The 16,534-nt window shown below is 73.2% G+C and carries 14 protein-coding genes; 2 read left to right on the top strand and 12 right to left on the bottom strand.

Going from position 1 to position 16,534, the window contains the following annotated elements:
- Positions 1 to 63: 63 nt before the first annotated feature.
- On the bottom strand, positions 64 to 3,354 hold the full coding sequence (locus ACFWJW_RS04665) for a BTAD domain-containing putative transcriptional regulator (RefSeq protein ID WP_387234821.1): 3,291 nt from the start codon (positions 3,352 to 3,354) through the stop codon (positions 64 to 66).
- Positions 3,355 to 3,756: 402 nt separating this feature from the next.
- On the opposite strand from ACFWJW_RS04665, the gene ACFWJW_RS04670 reads away from it, so the two are divergent.
- Complete coding sequence (locus ACFWJW_RS04670; RefSeq protein WP_387235113.1) at positions 3,757 to 4,347, top strand: UbiX family flavin prenyltransferase; 591 nt, start codon at positions 3,757 to 3,759, stop codon at positions 4,345 to 4,347.
- A 12-nt stretch (positions 4,348 to 4,359) separates the two neighbouring features.
- Here the strand turns inward: ACFWJW_RS04670 and ACFWJW_RS04675 are convergent, their stop codons facing one another.
- Positions 4,360 to 4,539 (bottom strand): hypothetical protein, encoded by a 180-nt coding sequence (locus ACFWJW_RS04675; RefSeq protein ID WP_387234824.1) that lies wholly within the window; start codon positions 4,537 to 4,539, stop codon positions 4,360 to 4,362.
- Positions 4,540 to 4,739: 200 nt separating this feature from the next.
- Between ACFWJW_RS04675 and ACFWJW_RS04680 the strand changes: the two genes are divergently transcribed.
- Positions 4,740 to 5,294 (top strand): hypothetical protein, encoded by a 555-nt coding sequence (locus tag ACFWJW_RS04680; protein ID WP_387234827.1) that lies wholly within the window; start codon positions 4,740 to 4,742, stop codon positions 5,292 to 5,294.
- A gap of 109 nt (positions 5,295 to 5,403) precedes the next feature.
- Here ACFWJW_RS04680 and ACFWJW_RS04685 read toward each other — a convergent pair whose 3' ends face one another.
- The 10 genes from ACFWJW_RS04685 to ACFWJW_RS04730 all read right to left on the bottom strand — a co-directional run bounded on the left by ACFWJW_RS04685 (position 5,404) and on the right by ACFWJW_RS04730 (position 16,519).
- Positions 5,404 to 6,591 carry a M6 family metalloprotease domain-containing protein gene (locus tag ACFWJW_RS04685; protein WP_387234830.1) on the bottom strand — a complete coding sequence of 396 codons (1,188 nt, stop codon included), beginning with the start codon at positions 6,589 to 6,591 and terminating at the stop codon, positions 5,404 to 5,406.
- 60 nt (positions 6,592 to 6,651) lie between these two features.
- Positions 6,652 to 7,917, bottom strand: a complete 1,266-nt coding sequence (locus tag ACFWJW_RS04690; protein WP_387234833.1) for an alpha/beta fold hydrolase — start codon at positions 7,915 to 7,917, stop codon at positions 6,652 to 6,654.
- Between the two features lie 111 nt (positions 7,918 to 8,028).
- Entirely contained in the window at positions 8,029 to 8,715 is a 687-nt protein-coding gene (locus ACFWJW_RS04695) for a GntR family transcriptional regulator (protein WP_387234835.1), read from the bottom strand.
- 47 nt (positions 8,716 to 8,762) lie between these two features.
- Entirely contained in the window at positions 8,763 to 10,145 is a 1,383-nt protein-coding gene (locus ACFWJW_RS04700; RefSeq protein WP_387234838.1) for an aldehyde dehydrogenase family protein, read from the bottom strand.
- Complete coding sequence (locus ACFWJW_RS04705; RefSeq protein WP_387235116.1) at positions 10,142 to 11,146, bottom strand: proline racemase family protein; 1,005 nt, start codon at positions 11,144 to 11,146, stop codon at positions 10,142 to 10,144. Before ACFWJW_RS04705 ends, ACFWJW_RS04700 begins: the two co-directional genes overlap by 4 nt.
- A 31-nt stretch (positions 11,147 to 11,177) precedes the next feature.
- On the bottom strand, positions 11,178 to 12,086 hold the full coding sequence (locus ACFWJW_RS04710; protein ID WP_387234841.1) for a dihydrodipicolinate synthase family protein: 909 nt from the start codon (positions 12,084 to 12,086) through the stop codon (positions 11,178 to 11,180).
- A 72-nt stretch (positions 12,087 to 12,158) separates the two neighbouring features.
- Entirely contained in the window at positions 12,159 to 13,622 is a 1,464-nt protein-coding gene (locus ACFWJW_RS04715) for an FAD-dependent oxidoreductase (protein WP_387234844.1), read from the bottom strand.
- Positions 13,603 to 13,917 carry a (2Fe-2S)-binding protein gene (locus ACFWJW_RS04720; protein ID WP_387234847.1) on the bottom strand — a complete coding sequence of 105 codons (315 nt, stop codon included), beginning with the start codon at positions 13,915 to 13,917 and terminating at the stop codon, positions 13,603 to 13,605. Before ACFWJW_RS04720 ends, ACFWJW_RS04715 begins: the two co-directional genes overlap by 20 nt.
- A 27-nt stretch (positions 13,918 to 13,944) precedes the next feature.
- On the bottom strand, positions 13,945 to 15,099 hold the full coding sequence (locus ACFWJW_RS04725; RefSeq protein ID WP_387234849.1) for an NAD(P)/FAD-dependent oxidoreductase: 1,155 nt from the start codon (positions 15,097 to 15,099) through the stop codon (positions 13,945 to 13,947).
- Positions 15,100 to 15,367: 268 nt separating this feature from the next.
- A complete protein-coding gene (locus ACFWJW_RS04730; protein ID WP_387235119.1) occupies positions 15,368 to 16,519 on the bottom strand; it encodes an Ig-like domain repeat protein in 1,152 nt (383 codons plus the stop codon).
- Between the last annotated feature and the right edge of the window lie 15 nt (positions 16,520 to 16,534).

Here is a 16,534-nt window from a genome sequence, read left to right on the forward strand (position 1 = left end):
GCAAGCCCCGGTTTCCATGGGCAAGGTAGCCACACCCGTCCGGCCGGTCGGGAGCCAACCGCGTTACGCGACCTCCCCGTTCGGGGCCGGGGCCGCCGGTCGGATGCCTTCGGGGACGCGCCGGGGCGACAGCGCGTGCAGCAGTCCGGTGGCCGGCAGGTCCGGGTGGAGGTAGACGTGTTCGCGGCGCAGCTCGACCGCGGCGGCGAGTCTGCCGAAGGTCCCCGCGGCGGCCTCGGGGTCGCCGGCCAGGTACTCGGCCTGGCCGAGGAGGCCGAGGTGGAGCGGCAGGCGGAAGTGGGTCCGGGAACGGCCCAGTTCGCCGAGGGCGGAGCGCATCTGGGCGAGGCCGTCCTCCGTATGGCCGGAGTGCGTCCGGGCCCAGCCCTCGGGGAGGCTGAGCATCGCCTTCCAGTAGAGCAGCCCGTGGTCCTCGGCCAGGCCGGTGCCCTCGGCGCCGGACCGCCCGGCGGTGTCCACGTCGCCCTCCCAGGCCGCGATGACCGCGTCCACGTACAGGGCGAAGGCCCGGTCGGAGGGCCGGCTGTCGAACTCCGTCAGCAGCAGCAGTTCGCGGCGGCGCTCGGCGGCGGCGGCACGGTCGCCGACGAGCCAGTGGGTGAACGCGTCGTAGGAGCGGCAGGAGACCCGGGGGTCGTGCTGGAAGGTGCGGGCGAGCGTGAGGGCCTGGTGCGCGAAGCGGTCCGCCGTCGTCACGGCCTCCTCCAGCTTCGCCAGCGCCTCGGGCAGCCGGCCCCGGACGTGCAGGACGATGCCCGAGCCGTAGGCGGCACCGAGCAGGGCGACCGGATCGCCGGTTCGTCCGCCGATCTCGCGCAGCAGACCCGAGTACCGCAGGGACCCGTCGTACCGGCCGGTGACCAGCTGCGCCGCGCACAGGGCCCAGAGCACCGAGGGGTCCTCGGGGGCGGCGAGCGCGGTGCCGAGCGCCCGACCCCGGTTGAGCGCGGCCTCCGCCTCGGCCGCGCCGTAGCCGCGGGTCGTCGCCAGCACCTGGCCGAGCTGGATGTGCAGCCGCTGTTCCAGGCGCAGCGTCTCCTGGTCGTCGGGCGGGAGGGCGCCGACCAGATGCACGGCCCGGCGCAGCCAGATCTCCACCTGCTCGTAGGCGAGTTGGTGTTCGGCGTCCTCGGCCGCGCGCAGCAGGCGGGGCAGCACCCGGTCGGCCGGGAGCTCGGACCGGCCGTGCCAGGAGTGGTGGGCGACGCGCTCGGCCTCCGCTCCCCCGGCTTCGCCTCCCGGGCGCCGGATGGCCAGCGCCTCGGCGACCCTGGCGTGCAGCCGGTGGCGTGCCTGCCGGTCCAGTTCGTCGGTGAGGGTCTCCCGCACCAGCGCATGGGCGAAGTACAGGCGGTCGGGGTGGTGCGGGTCCTCGGTCAGCAGTCCCGCGGCGATCGCCGGCTCCAGGGCGGCGCTGACGGGCTCGTCGGGGCCGGCCGTGCGCGCCAGGAGGTGGGTGTCGACCTCGGTGCCGATGACGGCGCACAGGTGCAGTACGCGGAGGACCGGTTCGGGCAGGACCGTGAAGCGCTGCCGCAGCGCGTCCCGGACCCCGGCCGGAACGCTCGCGAGGAGCACCTCGGTGGCTCCCGGTTCGTGCAGCCGGCGCACATCGCCGAGCAGGGTCAGCAGCTGTGTGACGAAGTACGGGTTGCCGCCGCTGCGCTCGTGGAGCACCTCGATGACCTCGGCGCCGACCCCGGGCCCGGCCTGGGCCTCGACGAGGGAGGCGACGGCCTGCCGGCAGAGTCCGTCCAGCCGCAGGGTCTCGGTGCGGGGTCCGCGCAGCACCTCCGAGAGCGCCCGGCGCAGGGACGCGTGGGACTCCATCTCGGGCTGACGGGTCGTCAGTACGATGCTCAGCGGACGGTCGTGGCGCCGGGTGACGAGCAGCCTGAGCAGGTCCAGCGAGGCGGCGTCGGCCCAGTGCAGATCCTCCAGGAGCAGGACCAGGGGGCGGGCGGCGGCCAGTTCCAGCAGGACCTCGCAGACCGCGTCATGGGTGAGGAAGCGGGCATGGCCCCAGTCGCCGTCGGGCGCCAGCCGCTCCACGGTGCCGGCCGGATGGCGCGGCATCACCGGGGCCAGTAACGCCTCGAACGGCGCGCAGGCGGCACGGAAGGCGTCCGGCCGGGTGGCCGACAGCCCGCGCAGGACCTGGGCCCAGAGCCAGTACGGCGGTACGCCCTCCCCCGGGAAGCAGTGACTCCACACCACGTCGGGGGCGTCGCCGGACGCGTTCAGGGACGTGGCGAGCTCGGTCAGCAAGCGGGTCTTGCCGACCCCGGCGGGGCCGAGGACACAGGCGACATGCCCGTGTCCGTCGCGGGCCGCGGCGGCGGCCCGGGTCACCAGGCGCAGTTCGCGGGCCCGGCCGGCGAACGGGGACGGCCCGGCGGCCTCCGCCGTTTCGCCGCCCGCACCGGGCGGGCCCGGCCGCTCGGCGTCGTCCGGGTCGGGCGCGGGCGGGGACACCGCCACAGCAGGCCGGACGGCGGGAGGCAGGGCCGGTTCGGCGGCCGGGCCGTCGTCGAATTCCTGGCGGAGGATGGCGGTGCGTATCCGCTGGAGTTCGGCCGCGGTGTCGACGCCGAACTCCTCCGCGAGATGGCCACGGGTCCGCTCGTACAGCTCCAGCGCCTCGGCCTGCCTGCCCAGCTGCGACAGGGCCGTCATCAGGTGACCGATGAGCCGTTCCCGGGCGGGATGGCGGCGTGCCTCCTGCGCCAGCGCGGCCGCCACTTCCTCGGCCGCGCCGAGGGCGAGCCGGGCCTCGGCGCCGGTCTCGACGGCCGTGAGCCGTAACTGTTCGAGCCGGGCGCGCTCGTCCAGGAGCACCGGGTGGGCGGAGAACTCGGTGTACGGGGAGCCCTGCCACAGGGCGAGTGCCTCGGCGATCCGGTCGCGTGCCGCCGCCGCGTCCCGCCGCCGCAGCAGCCGCCGTCCCTCCGTCACCAGGTGCTCGAAGCGGTGGGCGTCGCTCTGCTCCGGGGCCAGGCCCAGTACGTAGCCGGACGCGCGGTGGCGCACCAAGGACGGTTCGCCCGGCCCCTTCGCGACGTCCAGTGCCCGGCGCAGGTGGGAGAGGTGGCTCTGGAGCGCGCCCACCGGCCGGCGGGGCGGCTCGTCCCGCCAGAGTTCCTCGACGAGCACCTCGGTGGGTACGACCCGGCCCAGCCGGATGAGCAGCAGGGCGAGCACGGCCCGGCGGCGGGGCGGACCGAGCGGCAGGTCCCGTCCGTCGTACCGCGCCGTCATGGGCCCCAGGACGCGCAGAAGAGGACCGGAGGCTTCCGCTGGCTGGTGCGGGCCGGGCAGGGCAGGTGCGGACATCAGGAGCCTCAATCGTTCTCACATGTGCCGGCCACGGTCTGCGGCCCGAAAGGGACGATGCCGTCCCGAAAACGTGATCTTGGCACAGCGGGCCGGGCTCCCTCCAGACCTCGAAATCAGCCATCGGCAAGGTTCCGGCAAGGAGCACCCAGCCCTCGGCAAGGGCAGGTCAGCGGCCGGAGCAGGATGCCGCAAGGGCGACACCGCAGGATGGGTCCGCGGGACCTCATGCCGATGACCCCTACCGAGCGGAAACTACATGCACGGACAGGGCAACACTCCTCTCGCCCCACCTCCTTGCCCGGTGCCTGCCGACGCCCCCGCACTGCCCGTGACGGGCTGTCAGGACCCCCGCAACCCGGGAGGCGGCGCATGACCGGCACGGCTTCCCCGTCCGCACCGCTGCGCCTCGTGGTGGGCATCACCGGCGCGACCGGCGCCGTGCTGGGCGTACGGCTGCTGGAGCGGCTGCGGGATCACGGCGGGGTCGAGGTGCATCTGGTCATGAGCCGCTGGGCACGCAGCACCCTGGAATGGGAGACCTCGCTCCACACCCGGGATGTCGCCGCGCTCGCGGACGTCATCCACCCCCCGGAGGACCTGGGCGCGACCATATCCTCCGACGCCTTTCCCGTGCACGGCATGGTGATCATCCCGTGCAGCATGACGACACTGGCCCTGATCCGCGCCGGCTGCACGGACGGCCTGATCTCCCGCGCGGCCGACATCACGCTCCGGCAGCGCCGCAAGCTGGTCCTGGTGCCCCGCAAGACGCCGTTGAACGACATCCACCTGGAGAACATGCTGGCGCTCTCCCGGAGGGGTGCGGTCATCCAGCCGCCGATGCCGGCCTTCTCCCAGCGCCCGGAGACCGTCGACGGCCTCGTCGGCCACACGGTGGACCGGGTGCTCGACCAGTTCGGCCTCGAAGCCCCCGGGGCCCGCCGCAGGCCGGGCCTGCGTACGGCACCCCAGGCGGCGTCCTTCCGGTAAACGGTGACGCGGTCAGCGTACGGACAGTCCTCCGCTGCCCCCGGGGACCGAGGGGATGTAGTGGTCGATCACACCCGCGTGCTGGTCGGCCCGGCCGGCCCGGTGCGAGTCGGGGTGATCGAGTCGCGGCCGGCGCCCGTGCAGCAGGAAAGACGTGGCACGGGAGGCCAGACGACCGAGGGTGGCTTTCATCGGTCCTCCGTTCGAAGTAGTTCGGTATGGCGAGCATACGGAACGCCGGCCGCGCGCAGGGGAAATCTCAGCCAGATCTGAGCATCCGGTTTCACCTGGGCACCAACGGCCGTGACAGGAAGCGCTGTTGGGTCCGGTGGACGGCACCCGGGGAACAAAACGAATGGTGCCCGGCACATACGGCGAGGAACATGGACGCCATGGCCAAGGAGATCCGACGGCAGCTGCAAGAGGCCGCCGAGAAGCACCAGTTCACGCGTCTCGTGCGCGCCCTTCCGGACAGCGACGAGATCGAGGGGTTCGTGATCGAGGTGACCCCCTCATGGACACTGATCGCGGAGTGCGGCCGCCTCGCCCCGGACGGTTTCGTGGCGCTCAGAACCCGCGACATCGTGCAGGTCCGGCGCCGGGGCTCGCGCGATCTGACGGTGCGCTGGCTCCAGCGGAACGGCCCCTGGCCGCCGCCGGAGCCGCGTGGTGAACTCGCGCTGCCGGACGTCCGGTCCCTGGTCGAGTCGGTGAGCAGGCACTACCACCTGATAGCGGTCTTCGAAGAGGACCTGAACCCCGGCGCGGTGTACATCGGCGCACCGGTGCGCACGGGTAAGAAGCGGCTCAAGCTGCTGGAGGTCAACCCGAGAGCCCGCTGGGCCGCCGCACCGTCGTCCTTCCGCTACGACGACATCACCCGGATCGACTTCGACGACCGGTACAACACCGTCCTCCACGCCCTGGCCGGCCCGCCGCCGCGGTAGCGAGCGGGCGGCGGCCATGACGCGTCAGACCGGCGGGAGCCTCGCCGCCGGCCCTGCATCCGGCCGGAACATCGGCTCTGCCCAAAGGCGTTGAGCCGTTCCCCTGCCCTCACCCCTTGCTCATGCGCACCGTGTCGCCCGTCGGGCCGCCCGCGAGGACCTCGATGCGGGCTCCGGTGGCCGGGTCGGTGAAGGTCTGGCCGGGGGTGTGGGCGGCCAGGTCCAGTGGGGTGCAGCCGGTGGGCGGATCGGTGGCCGGGTGGGCGTTGATGATCCGCACCGGGCCTTCGCCGGTCAGGGCGGCGGAATCGACCTTGTAGAGGAGGACGCCGGTGGAGCAGGCGGCTCGGTCGGCGCCCTCGGCGCGGCGGGATTCGGCGACATACGCCGTGGTCTCGCCGGTGCGCAGTACGGCGATCTTGGTTCCGCCGGGGCGCTCCACCGGGGAGAGCCGTACGGTACGGCGTCCGGTCCGCGGCAGACAGGCGACCTGGTCGTCGCGGGTCCAGCCGAGCTTCCACGAGTGCCAGCCGAGGTAGTGCGGCGCGGGGCCGGCGATGTTGCCCATGACGTCCCAGCCGCCGGCGTATTGATGGGTGGCGCCGGTGAAGGAGTACAGATCGGGAAGGCCGAAGGTGTGGCCGGTCTCGTGGGCCGCGACCTTGTGTCCCCAACGCCACATGTCCTGGCCGAAGGTGACGGCCCATTTGATGCGGCGGCCGTCGGCGGTGACGCCGGGGGTGGCGGGGTCGTAGAGGTAGGTCGGGGAGAAGGAGATCGCGGCTGCCGCCTTCGTGGGGACGACGTAGACCATGTCGTACCAGGAGAGGTCCGCGAAGGGGTCGGCGGCGGTGACCGCGTCGCGCAGGTACTTCTCGTGGGCCTCGAAGGTGAGGTCGCGGGTGAATCCGTACGAGGTGGAGTCCGCGGGCATCCGGATCCAGCGGTGCAGTGAGCGGAGGGTGAGCCGGGAGCGGCCGTAGCTGGCGCGGTTCATCCAGGCGGCGGCCGGGGCGAGGTGGGCGGCGTAGGCGTCCGTGGAATCGGTGGCCGGGGCGTCGGGGAAGTCCACGAAGAGGGTCAGCACGCGGTGGGTGCCGCCGGCGCGCTGGAACCGGGTGCGGTCGGTGTCGTGGCCCTCGTCGGTCCAGCCGGTCTTGCCGGGGAGCGCGCAATCGGCGGCGGGAGCCGGTGAGTTGGGGTGGAGCGCGGCGCTCGCCGTGGCCGGGGTCGCGAGGCCGGCGAGGAGGGTTAAGGCCGCGACGAGGGGGCGCAGGCGGGTCGGCAGGGCGGGCATGACTCTCCCATCGGAGGCGGTGGCAGGAGAAGGAGGGTGGCAGCGGACGGGCGCGAGGGGTTATGCGCGGCCCGCGGCCAGGTCCATCAGCCGGGCCAGTACCCGGCCCCCGGAGGCGGTGACGCCGTCGTGCTCCCACTCATTGGTGACCCAGACGCGGGTGGCGCCGACCTCGCGCGCGGTGCGCAGGGAGAGTTCCGCGTCGACGTACATGTCGTCGTGGTAGACGATCGCGGCGAGGGGGACCTCGTTGGCGGCGAGGCGCCGGGGGTCGTACAGCGGGGGCCAGTCGGGGCGTGCGGCCAGCAGGTCGGCGGCGTCCGCGAAGGGCCGCAGACCGGTGATCTCCCGGAACATCCAGGGGTAGATCATTTCTCCGGTGAGGAGCAGGGGGTCCGCCTCCTCGGCGAATTCGGCGAAACCGTCGAGTGCCCGGGAGGCCGCCCAGCCGGTCGGGCCGGCGCCCTGCCCGTAGAGCGTCTCCTGAAGCACGGCGTACAGCGGATTGTCGGTGAAGCCGGTCAGGTTGCGCACCTGGTGGAGGAAGGTGTCGGTCAACTCACCGTCGGTGTCCAGGGATTCGTCGAGCAGCCAGTGGAGCCGCTCGAAACCGTCGCCCATGCCGAGGGCGAGGCCGAGGGTGCGCAGCCGGCGGGTGGTGAGGCGGTCCCCGTCGGGCAGCCGGACCTCGGTGGCCGTCAGGAGATCGGCGATCCGGCGGAGGCGGCGGGCGTCGTCGGGGTAGCGGGCGTAGAAGTCGCGGACGCGGTCCCGCACGCGCGGGTAGGTGCGGGCGTAGACCTCGTCGGCGGTGGCGGTGAGACCGGGCAGACCACCGGTCACGTAGCAGGCCCGGAGGCCCTCGGGGGCCCGGGAGAGGTAGGTGAGGGTGAGGAAGCCGCCGTAGCTCTGGCCGAGGGTCTCCCAGGGTTCGTCCCGGCAGAGTTTCCGGCGGATCAGTTCGGCGTCGGCCACTATCGAGTCGGCGCGGAAGTGGCCCAGATATGCGGCGAGTTGGGCGGGGGAAGCGAAGCGGGCGGCGGCTCGGGCGGTGACGGGGGTGGAACGGCCGGTGCCGCGCTGGTCGAGCAGCAGCACCCGGTGGGTCCGGAGCGCCTGGTCCAGCCAGCCGGGTGAACCGGCCGACGGACGGGGGGACTTGCCGCCCGGACCCCCTTGCAGAAACAGCATCCAGGGCAGCCGCTCGCCCGCGCGGGCCGGGTCGACGACCTCGCGGGCGAAGACCTGTATGTGTTCCCCGTCGGGGGCGGAGTGGTCCAGGGGGACGGTGCAGACATGGTCGACGGTGGTGTAGGCGGGGTTCATGGGTCCCTTCCACAGCCCGGGGGCAGCATGGAGTGTGACATTGCATGAAACGGCGGGAGGGCGGACGGCACCGTTGTCCGCGGTGGGACAGGGCCCGCTGCCGCCGGCCCGCTACGAGCCGGACTTCGCCGCGGTCCCGCTCCTGGCCCAGAGCGAGCGGACATGGCCGAGGTGCTTGGCCATGCACTTCTCGGCGGCCTTCGCCTCGCCCGCCAGCATCAGGTCGAGGAGTTCGAGGTGTTCCTCGGCCGACGGGATCAGCTCGCCCCGCTCGTCCAGGGCGGTGAGCCCGTAGAGCCGTGAGCGCTTGCGCAGGTCTCCGACGGTCTCGACGAGGCGGTCATTGCCGCTGAGGCCGAGCAGTTCGAGGTGGAACTGCCGGTCGGCCTCCAGGTAGCCGATGAGGTCGTGGTCGCGCGCGGCACGCACGATCTCCTCGGCGACCGGCCGCAGCGCCTCCAGCTCCGCACGGTCGGCGGAGCGGGTGATCCGGCCGATCATGGGAATCTCGATGAGTGCGCGGATCTCGGTGTACTGGTCGAGGTCGCGCTCATTGACTTCGGTGACCCGGAAGCCCTTGTTGCGGACGGGCTCGACCAGGCCCTCGCGCGCCAGGTCGAGCATCGCCTCGCGCACCGGCGTGGCCGAGATCCCGAAGTCCTCGGCCAGGACCGGCGCGGAGTACACCTCTCCCGGCCGCAGTTCACCGGAGATCAGGGCGGCTCGCAGGGCGTGGGCGACCTGGTCGCGCAGCCGCTCCCGGGTGGCGTTGAGATCGCGGTGCTTCAGGTGCCCCATGGCGGTGGTGATCCCTTCCTGGCGGAGCGGATCACCAGCATACAATTTCACATTGTTCCCGCGGTGGAGAGGGTGTATGTACGGCTGGAGGTGTAGAAGTCCAGGGCGGCGCGGCCCTGTTCCCGCGGTCCGTGGCCGGATTCCTTGGCGCCGCCGAACGGCAGATGGAAGTCGACTCCGGTGGACGGGGCGTTGACTCTGATCATTCCGGTGTCGAGCTGGTCGAGCCCGTGCAGGACCGGGTCCAGGCCGGCCGAGTGGACCGAGGTGACCAGGCCGTACGGGACCGAGTTGGTGATCCGGACCGCGTGGGCCAGATCGTCGGCGGGCAGCAGTGCCGCGACCGGTCCGAAGACCTCCTCGCGTAGCAGCTGGTGTCCCGGGGGGACCTTCTCGACCAGCGTCGGGGCCGCGTACCAGCCGGGGAGGCCGGGTGCGGTGCCGCCCGCGAGGACCGGGAGCCCGTCCCGGGCGCGGCTGACCCGGTCGCGGGCCTGCTCGTTGATGAGGGGCCCGCACACGGTGGCGGGGTCGGCCGGGTCACCGACCGGCACCGCACGCAGGGCTTCCGTGAGCGCTTCCCGCAGGGGGCCGAGGGCCGCTCCGACCGCGATCACGCGCCGGGTGGCGGTGCACTTCTGGCCCGCGTATCCGGCGATCGCGGCGGCGATATGGCGCGCGGCCTGCTCGATGTCCGCGTCCGGGAGGACCAGGGCCGCGTTCAGACCGCCCATCTCGGCCTGGACCGGGATGCCCCGGGCCGTGGCGGCGTGTACGACCGTGCGGCCGACGGTCGTCGAGCCGGTGAAGGAGACGATATCGGCGACGGAGACGAGTGCGTTGCCCTCGGTCGCTCCGCCGGGCAGCACGGTGCACACCCCGGCCGGCAGGGCCTGCTCGACGAGGGCGGCGAGGCGCCGGGCACAGGCCGTCGCCTCGGGGGCGGGCTTGAGGACCACCGTGTTGCCCGCGGCGAGGGCCGGGGCCGCCTTCCAGCTCGGAATGGCGAACGGGAAGTTCCAGGGGGTGAGGAGGCCGGCGACCCCGTACGGACGGCGGCGGGTCAGCAGCAGTCCCGGGCCGACGGCGGTTTCGTGCACGGCGCCGAGGGGTTCGTAGGGGGCCTGGGCGTAGTAGCGCCAGATCGCGACGCTTCTGGCGATCTCGGCGCGCGCCTCGGTGAGCGGCTTGCCCACTTCGCGTACGGCGAGCGCGGCCAGTTCGTCCGCGGCGTCCTCAAGGGCGGTGGCGACCGCGCCCAGGGCGGCCGAGCGGGCGGCGGCACCGGCGGCCAGCCAGCCGGGCTGGGCGGCGCGGGCCCGCTCGACGGCATCCGCCGCGGCGAAGGCTCCGGGGGCCGGAACCGACACCAGGACATCGGACGGATCGGCCGGATTGCGGGAGGTGACGGAGGAGACGGTGGTGGTCACAGGAGGAAGCCTCCGGGGAAGGGGTCGTCCGGGTCGAGGAAGTACTGGGCGGTGCCGGTGATCCAGGCGCGGCCGGTGACGGTCGGCACCACGGCGGGCCGCCCGCCGACCTCGGTCTCGGCGACCAGCCGGCCGGTGAAGCGGGTGCCGATGAAGGACTCGTTGACGAAGTCACGGTCCAGGGGCAGTTCGCCGCGGGCGTGCAGCTGCGCCATCCGCGCCGAGGTGCCGGTGCCGCAGGGCGAGCGGTCGAACCAGCCCGGGTGGATCGCCATCGCATGCCGCGAGTGCCGGGCGTCCGAGCCGGGAGCGGCCAGGTAGACATGCTTGACCCCGGCGATCTCCGGCTGCTCGGGGTGCACCGGCCGGTCCGGCGAGGCGTTGATCGCCGCCATGACGGCCAGTCCGGCGGCCAGCAGGTCGTCCTTGCGGGCACGGTCGAACGGCAGCCCCAGCGCGTCGAGTTCGACGAAGGCGTAGAAGTTGCCGCCGAAGGCGAGGTCGTAAGTGACCCTCCCGTATCCCGGGACCTCCACGGTCCGGTCCAGTCCGGCGCAGAAGGCGGGCACATTGGTGAGGGTGACCGACTTCGCCACCCCGTCCGCCACGTGCACGTCGACGGCGACCAGACCGGCCGGGGTGTCCAGCCGCACCGGGGTGACCGGCTCGGTCACCGGCACCATGCCCGACTCGACGAGGACGGTGGCGACCCCGATGGTGCCGTGCCCGCACATCGGCAGCAGGCCGGAGACCTCGATGTAGAGCACGCCGTAGTCGGCGTCGGCGCGGGTGGGCGGCTGGAGGATGGCGCCGCTCATGGCGGAGTGCCCGCGCGGCTCGTACATCAGGAGCGTCCGGAGAGGGTCGAGGTGCTCGATGAAGTGGAGTCTGCGCTCGGCCATGGTGGCGCCGGGAATCACCCCGACGCCACCGGTGATCACGCGCGTGGGCATGCCCTCGGTGTGCGAATCGACGGCGTGGAAGACATGACGCGTACGCACCATGAGTCCTTTCGAAGCGGCACGGATGCGGTCAGTGGTGTCCGGCGGCGACGGCCTTTTCGGTGGCGGCCCGGACTTCGGCCTCGATCTCTCCCGTGAGCGGGGAGCGCGGCGGACGGGCGGGGCCGCCGTGACGGCCGACGAGGTCCATGGACAGCTTGATGCACTGGACGAACTCCGTCTTCGAGTCCCAGCGCAGCAGCGGGTGCAGGGACTTGTAGAGCGGCAGGGCGGTGTCCAGGTCACCGGCGACGGCGGCGTGGTAGAGCGCGGCGCAGGTGGCGGGGAAGGCGTTGGGGTAGCCGGCGACCCAGCCGACCGCACCGGCCACGGCGAGTTCGAGCAGGACATCGTCCGCGCCGATCAACAGGTCCAGGTCCGGGGCGAGTTCGGCGATCTCGTAGGCCCGCCGCACATCGCCGGAGAATTCCTTGACCGCGACGATGCTGCCGTCCTGGTGCAGCCGGGCCAGCAGCCCGGGGGTCAGGTCCACCTTGGTGTCGAGGGGGTTGTTGTACGCGACGACCGGCACGCCTGCTTTGGCGGCCTCGGCGTAGTGGGCGCGGACGGCCGGTTCGTCGGCGCGGTAGGCGTTCGGGGGCAGCAGGAGCACCGAGCCGCAGCCCGCCTCGCCCGCCTGCTCCGCCCAGCGCCGGGACTCGGCGCTGCCGTAGGCGGCGACGCCGGGCATCACCCGCGCGCCGTCGCCCGCCGCCTCGACCGCGGTGCGCACCACGCGGGCCCGCTCCTCGTCGGTGAGGGTCTGGTACTCGCCGAGCGAGCCGTTCGGTACGACGCCGTCGCAGCCCTGCTCGATCAGCCAGCGGACGTGCTGGGCGTAGGCGTCGTGGTCGACGGACAGGTCGTCGCGCAGCGGCAGCGCCGTGGCGACCATGATTCCGCGCCAGGGGCGGGTGCTGTTCCAGGTGTGGGCGGTCATGCCGGTGAACCCTTCTGTAGCGTGTGACATTTTATTGAGTCGTCCGTGGCCGCCACAAGGGCGACCGGCGGGTCAGTCGTCGACGGCCGGGGCGGCGTCCGGCCGGCTTTCGGCCGGGTCGTCGGACGCGGCGAGCGCCGAGAGCGGAACGGGTACCGCGAACGGGCGGCGCTCGGCGGGTGGTTCCGGCGGACCGTCGCCTGCCGCCAGGCACGCCGCAGCCGTTCCGCACATCCGCCCCTGGCACCAGCCCATCCCGGCCCGGGTCAGGAGTTTGACGGTGCGGGCGTCACGGGCGCCGAGGCCGGTGACGGCCTCGCGGATCGTTCCGGCGGTCACTTCCTCGCAGCGGCAGACCTCCGTGTCGTCGGTCAGCCAGCCCGTCCAGCCCGCCGCCGGTGCATGGCCGGCGGCCATCGCCTCGGCGAAGGCACGCATCCGGTCCCGCCGACGCCGCAGCGCCCGTACGCGCCCTTCGCCGGCGGGGCGCCCGTGGAGTCGGGCGGCCGCCGCGAGCCCGGCCAGTTCCCCTTCCGCGCGGGCGAGCGGGGCGCCGCCCACTCCCCCGGTCTCCCCCGCCGCCCACAGCCCGCGTACGGAGGTTTCCTGAAGGGCGTCCAGGGCCAGGGCCGAGGTCCCGTCCACCGTGCGGCGGGTGGCGCAGCCGAGTGCGGTGGCCAGTTCGATCTGCGGGACCAGGCCGTGCCCCACCGCGAGCGCGTCGCACGCGATCCGCCGGCCCGTCCCCCGTACGGGCCGCCAGTCGCGGTCGAGCCGGGTGACCGTGACGGCCGCCACCCGGTCGGTGCCGTGCACCTCGGTGACCGCACTGCGGGTGCGCAGCCGGACCCGGTGCCGCAGCAGGGCGGCGCCGTGGACCGCCGCCTCGACGAGCTTGTGCGGATTGGCGGCGAGCACACCGGGATGCCGTGCGTACCCCAGATAGCCGGACGCCTCGATCACGGCGGGGACCTGCGCGCCGGCGGCGGCCAGTGACGAGGCGACCGCGAGCAGCAGGGGTCCGCTGCCCGCCACGACGATCCGCTTGCCGGGCAGCACCAGACCGGACTTGAGCATGGCCTGTGCTCCGCCGGCGCCCACGACTCCCGGCACGGTCCAGCCGGGAAAGGGGAGTTGGCGTTCGTAGGAACCGGTCGCGAGCAGGACCATACGGGCCCGCACGCGCGCCGCCTGCTCCCCGGTGCCGTCGGGCCCGGTGACGGCGTGCACCGCCCACAGGTCGCCGTTCTCCTTCGTGACGGCCCAGACATGGTGCCCGGACAGGTGACGGACGTCGCTCCGCTCCAGGCGCCGGCGCAGCGCGGCGAAGGCCGCCCAGTCATGGTGCAGCGCCTCGGGCCGGGCCGCGCCGACGGCCGGCGCCGGATGCCGGTAGAACTGCCCGCCGGTCTGCGGTGCGGCGTCCAACAGGGCGACGGACAGGCCGAGTTCGGCTGCCGTGACGGCGCCGGCGAGACCGGCCGGCCCCGCGCCGATCACCGCGAGGTCGTACGGGTCAGACGCCGATGCGGGCATGGCCGTGTCCCTCCTGGGTGGTGATCACGTCGCCGGGGTGTGCGGGCACCAGACAGGCCCGGCGGTTGGGCTCCCCGTTGATGGTGGCAAGGCAGTCGTAGCACTGCCCGATGCCACAGAAGGCACCCCGCGGGCGGCCGGTGGTGCGGGTGGTGCGCCAGGCGAGGATGCCGGCGGACCACAGGGCCGCGGCGACGGACTGGCCGGGCAGGGCGGGGACCGGGCGGCCGTCCATCGTGATCTCGAACGATGCGCCGGGGTTCGCCCCTGCCAGTTCGGCGGGGGTACGGGCCACTGCGGGCCTCCTCTCGTAGCGGACGGGTCAGACGGCGGCTTCGAAGCGGTCGGGGCGGAACGGGCCCGGGTCCAGGGGCGGTTCGGCCCCGGACAGGGACCGCGCGATGAGCAGCCCGGTGGCCGGGGCGAGGCCGATCCCCGCGCCTTCGTGACCGCAGGCGTGCAGCAGACCGGGCACCCGCGGATCGGGGCCGATGGCCGGCAGATGGTCGGGCAGGTACGGGCGGAACCCCACATACGTCCGCATCGCGCGGACCCCGGCGAGAACCGGAAAGAGTGCGGTGGCCTGGGCCGCCAGGCGGCGCAGCACCCCGGTCGACAGCGTCCGGTCGAAGCCGACCCGTTCCCGGCTGGCGCCGATCAGGACGGGACCGGCCGCGGTCCCCTCGACCACCGCCGAGGTCTGGAGTGCCGCCGAGCCGCTGGCGACGTCGGCCACGTAGTCGGCCGCGTAGACCTTGCGCCGCACCACCCGCGGCAGCGGTTCCGTGACGAGCACGAAGCCGCGGCGCGGCAGCACCGGGAGTTCGACGCCCGCGCGCCGGGCGAACTCGCCGCCCCAGGTGCCGGCCGCATTGACCACGTACGGGGCAGACACCTCGCCGGCCGCCGTACGCACCCCCCGCACCGCTCCGTCCGCCGTGGTCAGCAGGCCGGTGACGTCCGCACCGAGCCGCAGGCGCACCCGGTCCCCGCCGGCGCGCAGCAGATGGGCGGCTGCCAGGGCCGGCATCACCTGGGCGTCCTGCGGGTAGTGAAAGCCCCCTGCCAGGCCGGGAGTCAGATGCGGTTCCAGCTCCGGCAACCGGTCCGCGGGAATCTCGTCCGCCCGCACCCCGGCCTTTCGCTGGCCGGCCGCGAAGTCGCGCAGGGGCCGCATCCCGGTCTCGTCGGCGGCGACCACGAGACCGCCCTTGGGCTCGTACTCGATCTCCGGCGGGAGCAGTTCCGCCAGCTCCTGCCACAACCCGGTGGACAGCAGCGCGAGATCGAGTTCGGGTCCGGGCTCCTTGTCGGAGACCAGGAGGTTGCCCTCACCGGCGCCCGTGGTGCCGCCCGCGACGGGGCCGCGGTCGAGCACGGTGACGGAGAGACCGGCGCGGGCCGCGTAGTAGGCACAGGCCGCGCCGACCACGCCCGCTCCGACGACGATGACATCCGAGCTTCTTCTCGTGGGCACGTCAGTAATATTTCACATTGCACTGACGCTGCCAAGGGTGCCGCGTGATCCGGTCACAACTTCCCCCGGGCCGGCGCCCGTCGTCGGGTCCGGATTCTTCACGACTCCCCGGACGCGGGTAAGTAACGGACGCGCCAACCGGACCGAGGCGCCGCTGCTGCGGATCGCGGCACCAGGAGAGCCGCGAAGGCCGCCTGGCACTTCCCCGAGACGGCCGGAACACGCCGGTGCCCCGGATCCGCTCACGGGAGCCGGGGCACCCACTCCGTCAGGTCACCGTCTGGACGGTGGTTCCGGCGGACGGCGCAAAACTGACGTCACCGTTGTAGTTGCCGGTGACCAAGTGGGACCCCTTCTGGAGCGGGTTGAAGCTCGCACTGGCCGTGCCGCCGACGAGAGGCACGGTCAGGGGGCTGCGTCCGGTGATGGCGAGGGTGACGGTTCCGGTGGGCGTGCCCGTTGCGGGCGCGACGGGAATCACGGTCGCGGTGACCGTGATCCGGTCACCCGTGGTGGCGGGGTTGGGCGTGGAGACCACGGTGGTGGAGGTCGAGGCGCGGGTGACGGTCTGGGTGTCGGTCCCGGTGGAGCCGTTGAAGCTGGCGTCCCCGCCGTAGGTGGCCGTGAGGGTGAACGGGCTCCCGGTGGTGGTCGTGTAGGGATGGGTGACGGTGGCGACGCCGCCGGAGAGGGTCGCGGTGGCGGTGCTGGTGCCGTCACCGAAACTGAAGGTGACCGTGCCGGTCGGCGCACCGGCCGCGGAAGAGACCGTCGCCCGGACGGTCACCGTCCCACCGGACACCGAGGGGTCGGGAGTGGAGGTCACCGTGGTGGTGGTCGCGTTCTTGGTGAGCGTCTGGGTGTCATTGCCCGTGGAGCCCGCGAAGTTGGCGTCCCCGTTGTAGGTGGCCGTGACCGGGAAGGGGCTGCCGGACCTGGTGGCGTAGGTGTGGGTGAGGGTCGCCGTGCCGCCGGAGAGGGTGGCGGTGCCGGCGCTGGTCCCATCACCGAAACCGAAGGTGACCGTACCCGTCGGGGTACCGGCCCCCGGCGCCACCGCCGACACCGTCGCCGTCAACGTCACCGCCTGCCCCGCCACCGACGGATCCGGCGAAGAAACCACCGCCGTCGTCGTCGCCGCCCTCCCCACCGTCTGCGACTCACTGCCGCTCGACGACGTGAAGCCGGCGTCCCCGTTGTAGATCGCCGTGACGGTGTACGGGCTGCCGCCGGCCCCGGCGAACGTATGCGTCACGGTCGCGGTACCGCCGGAGAGGGTCGCGGTGCCGGCACTGGTCCCATCACCGAAACTGAAGGTCACCGTACCCGTCGGAGTACCCGCCCCCGGCGCCACCGCCGACACCGTCGCCGTCAACGTCACCGCCTGCCCCGCCACCGACGGATCCGGCGAAGAAACCACCGCCGTCGTCGTCGC

This window comes from Streptomyces sp. NPDC127097, from assembly GCF_042724075.1.
Lineage (GTDB): Bacteria > Actinomycetota > Actinomycetes > Streptomycetales > Streptomycetaceae > Streptomyces.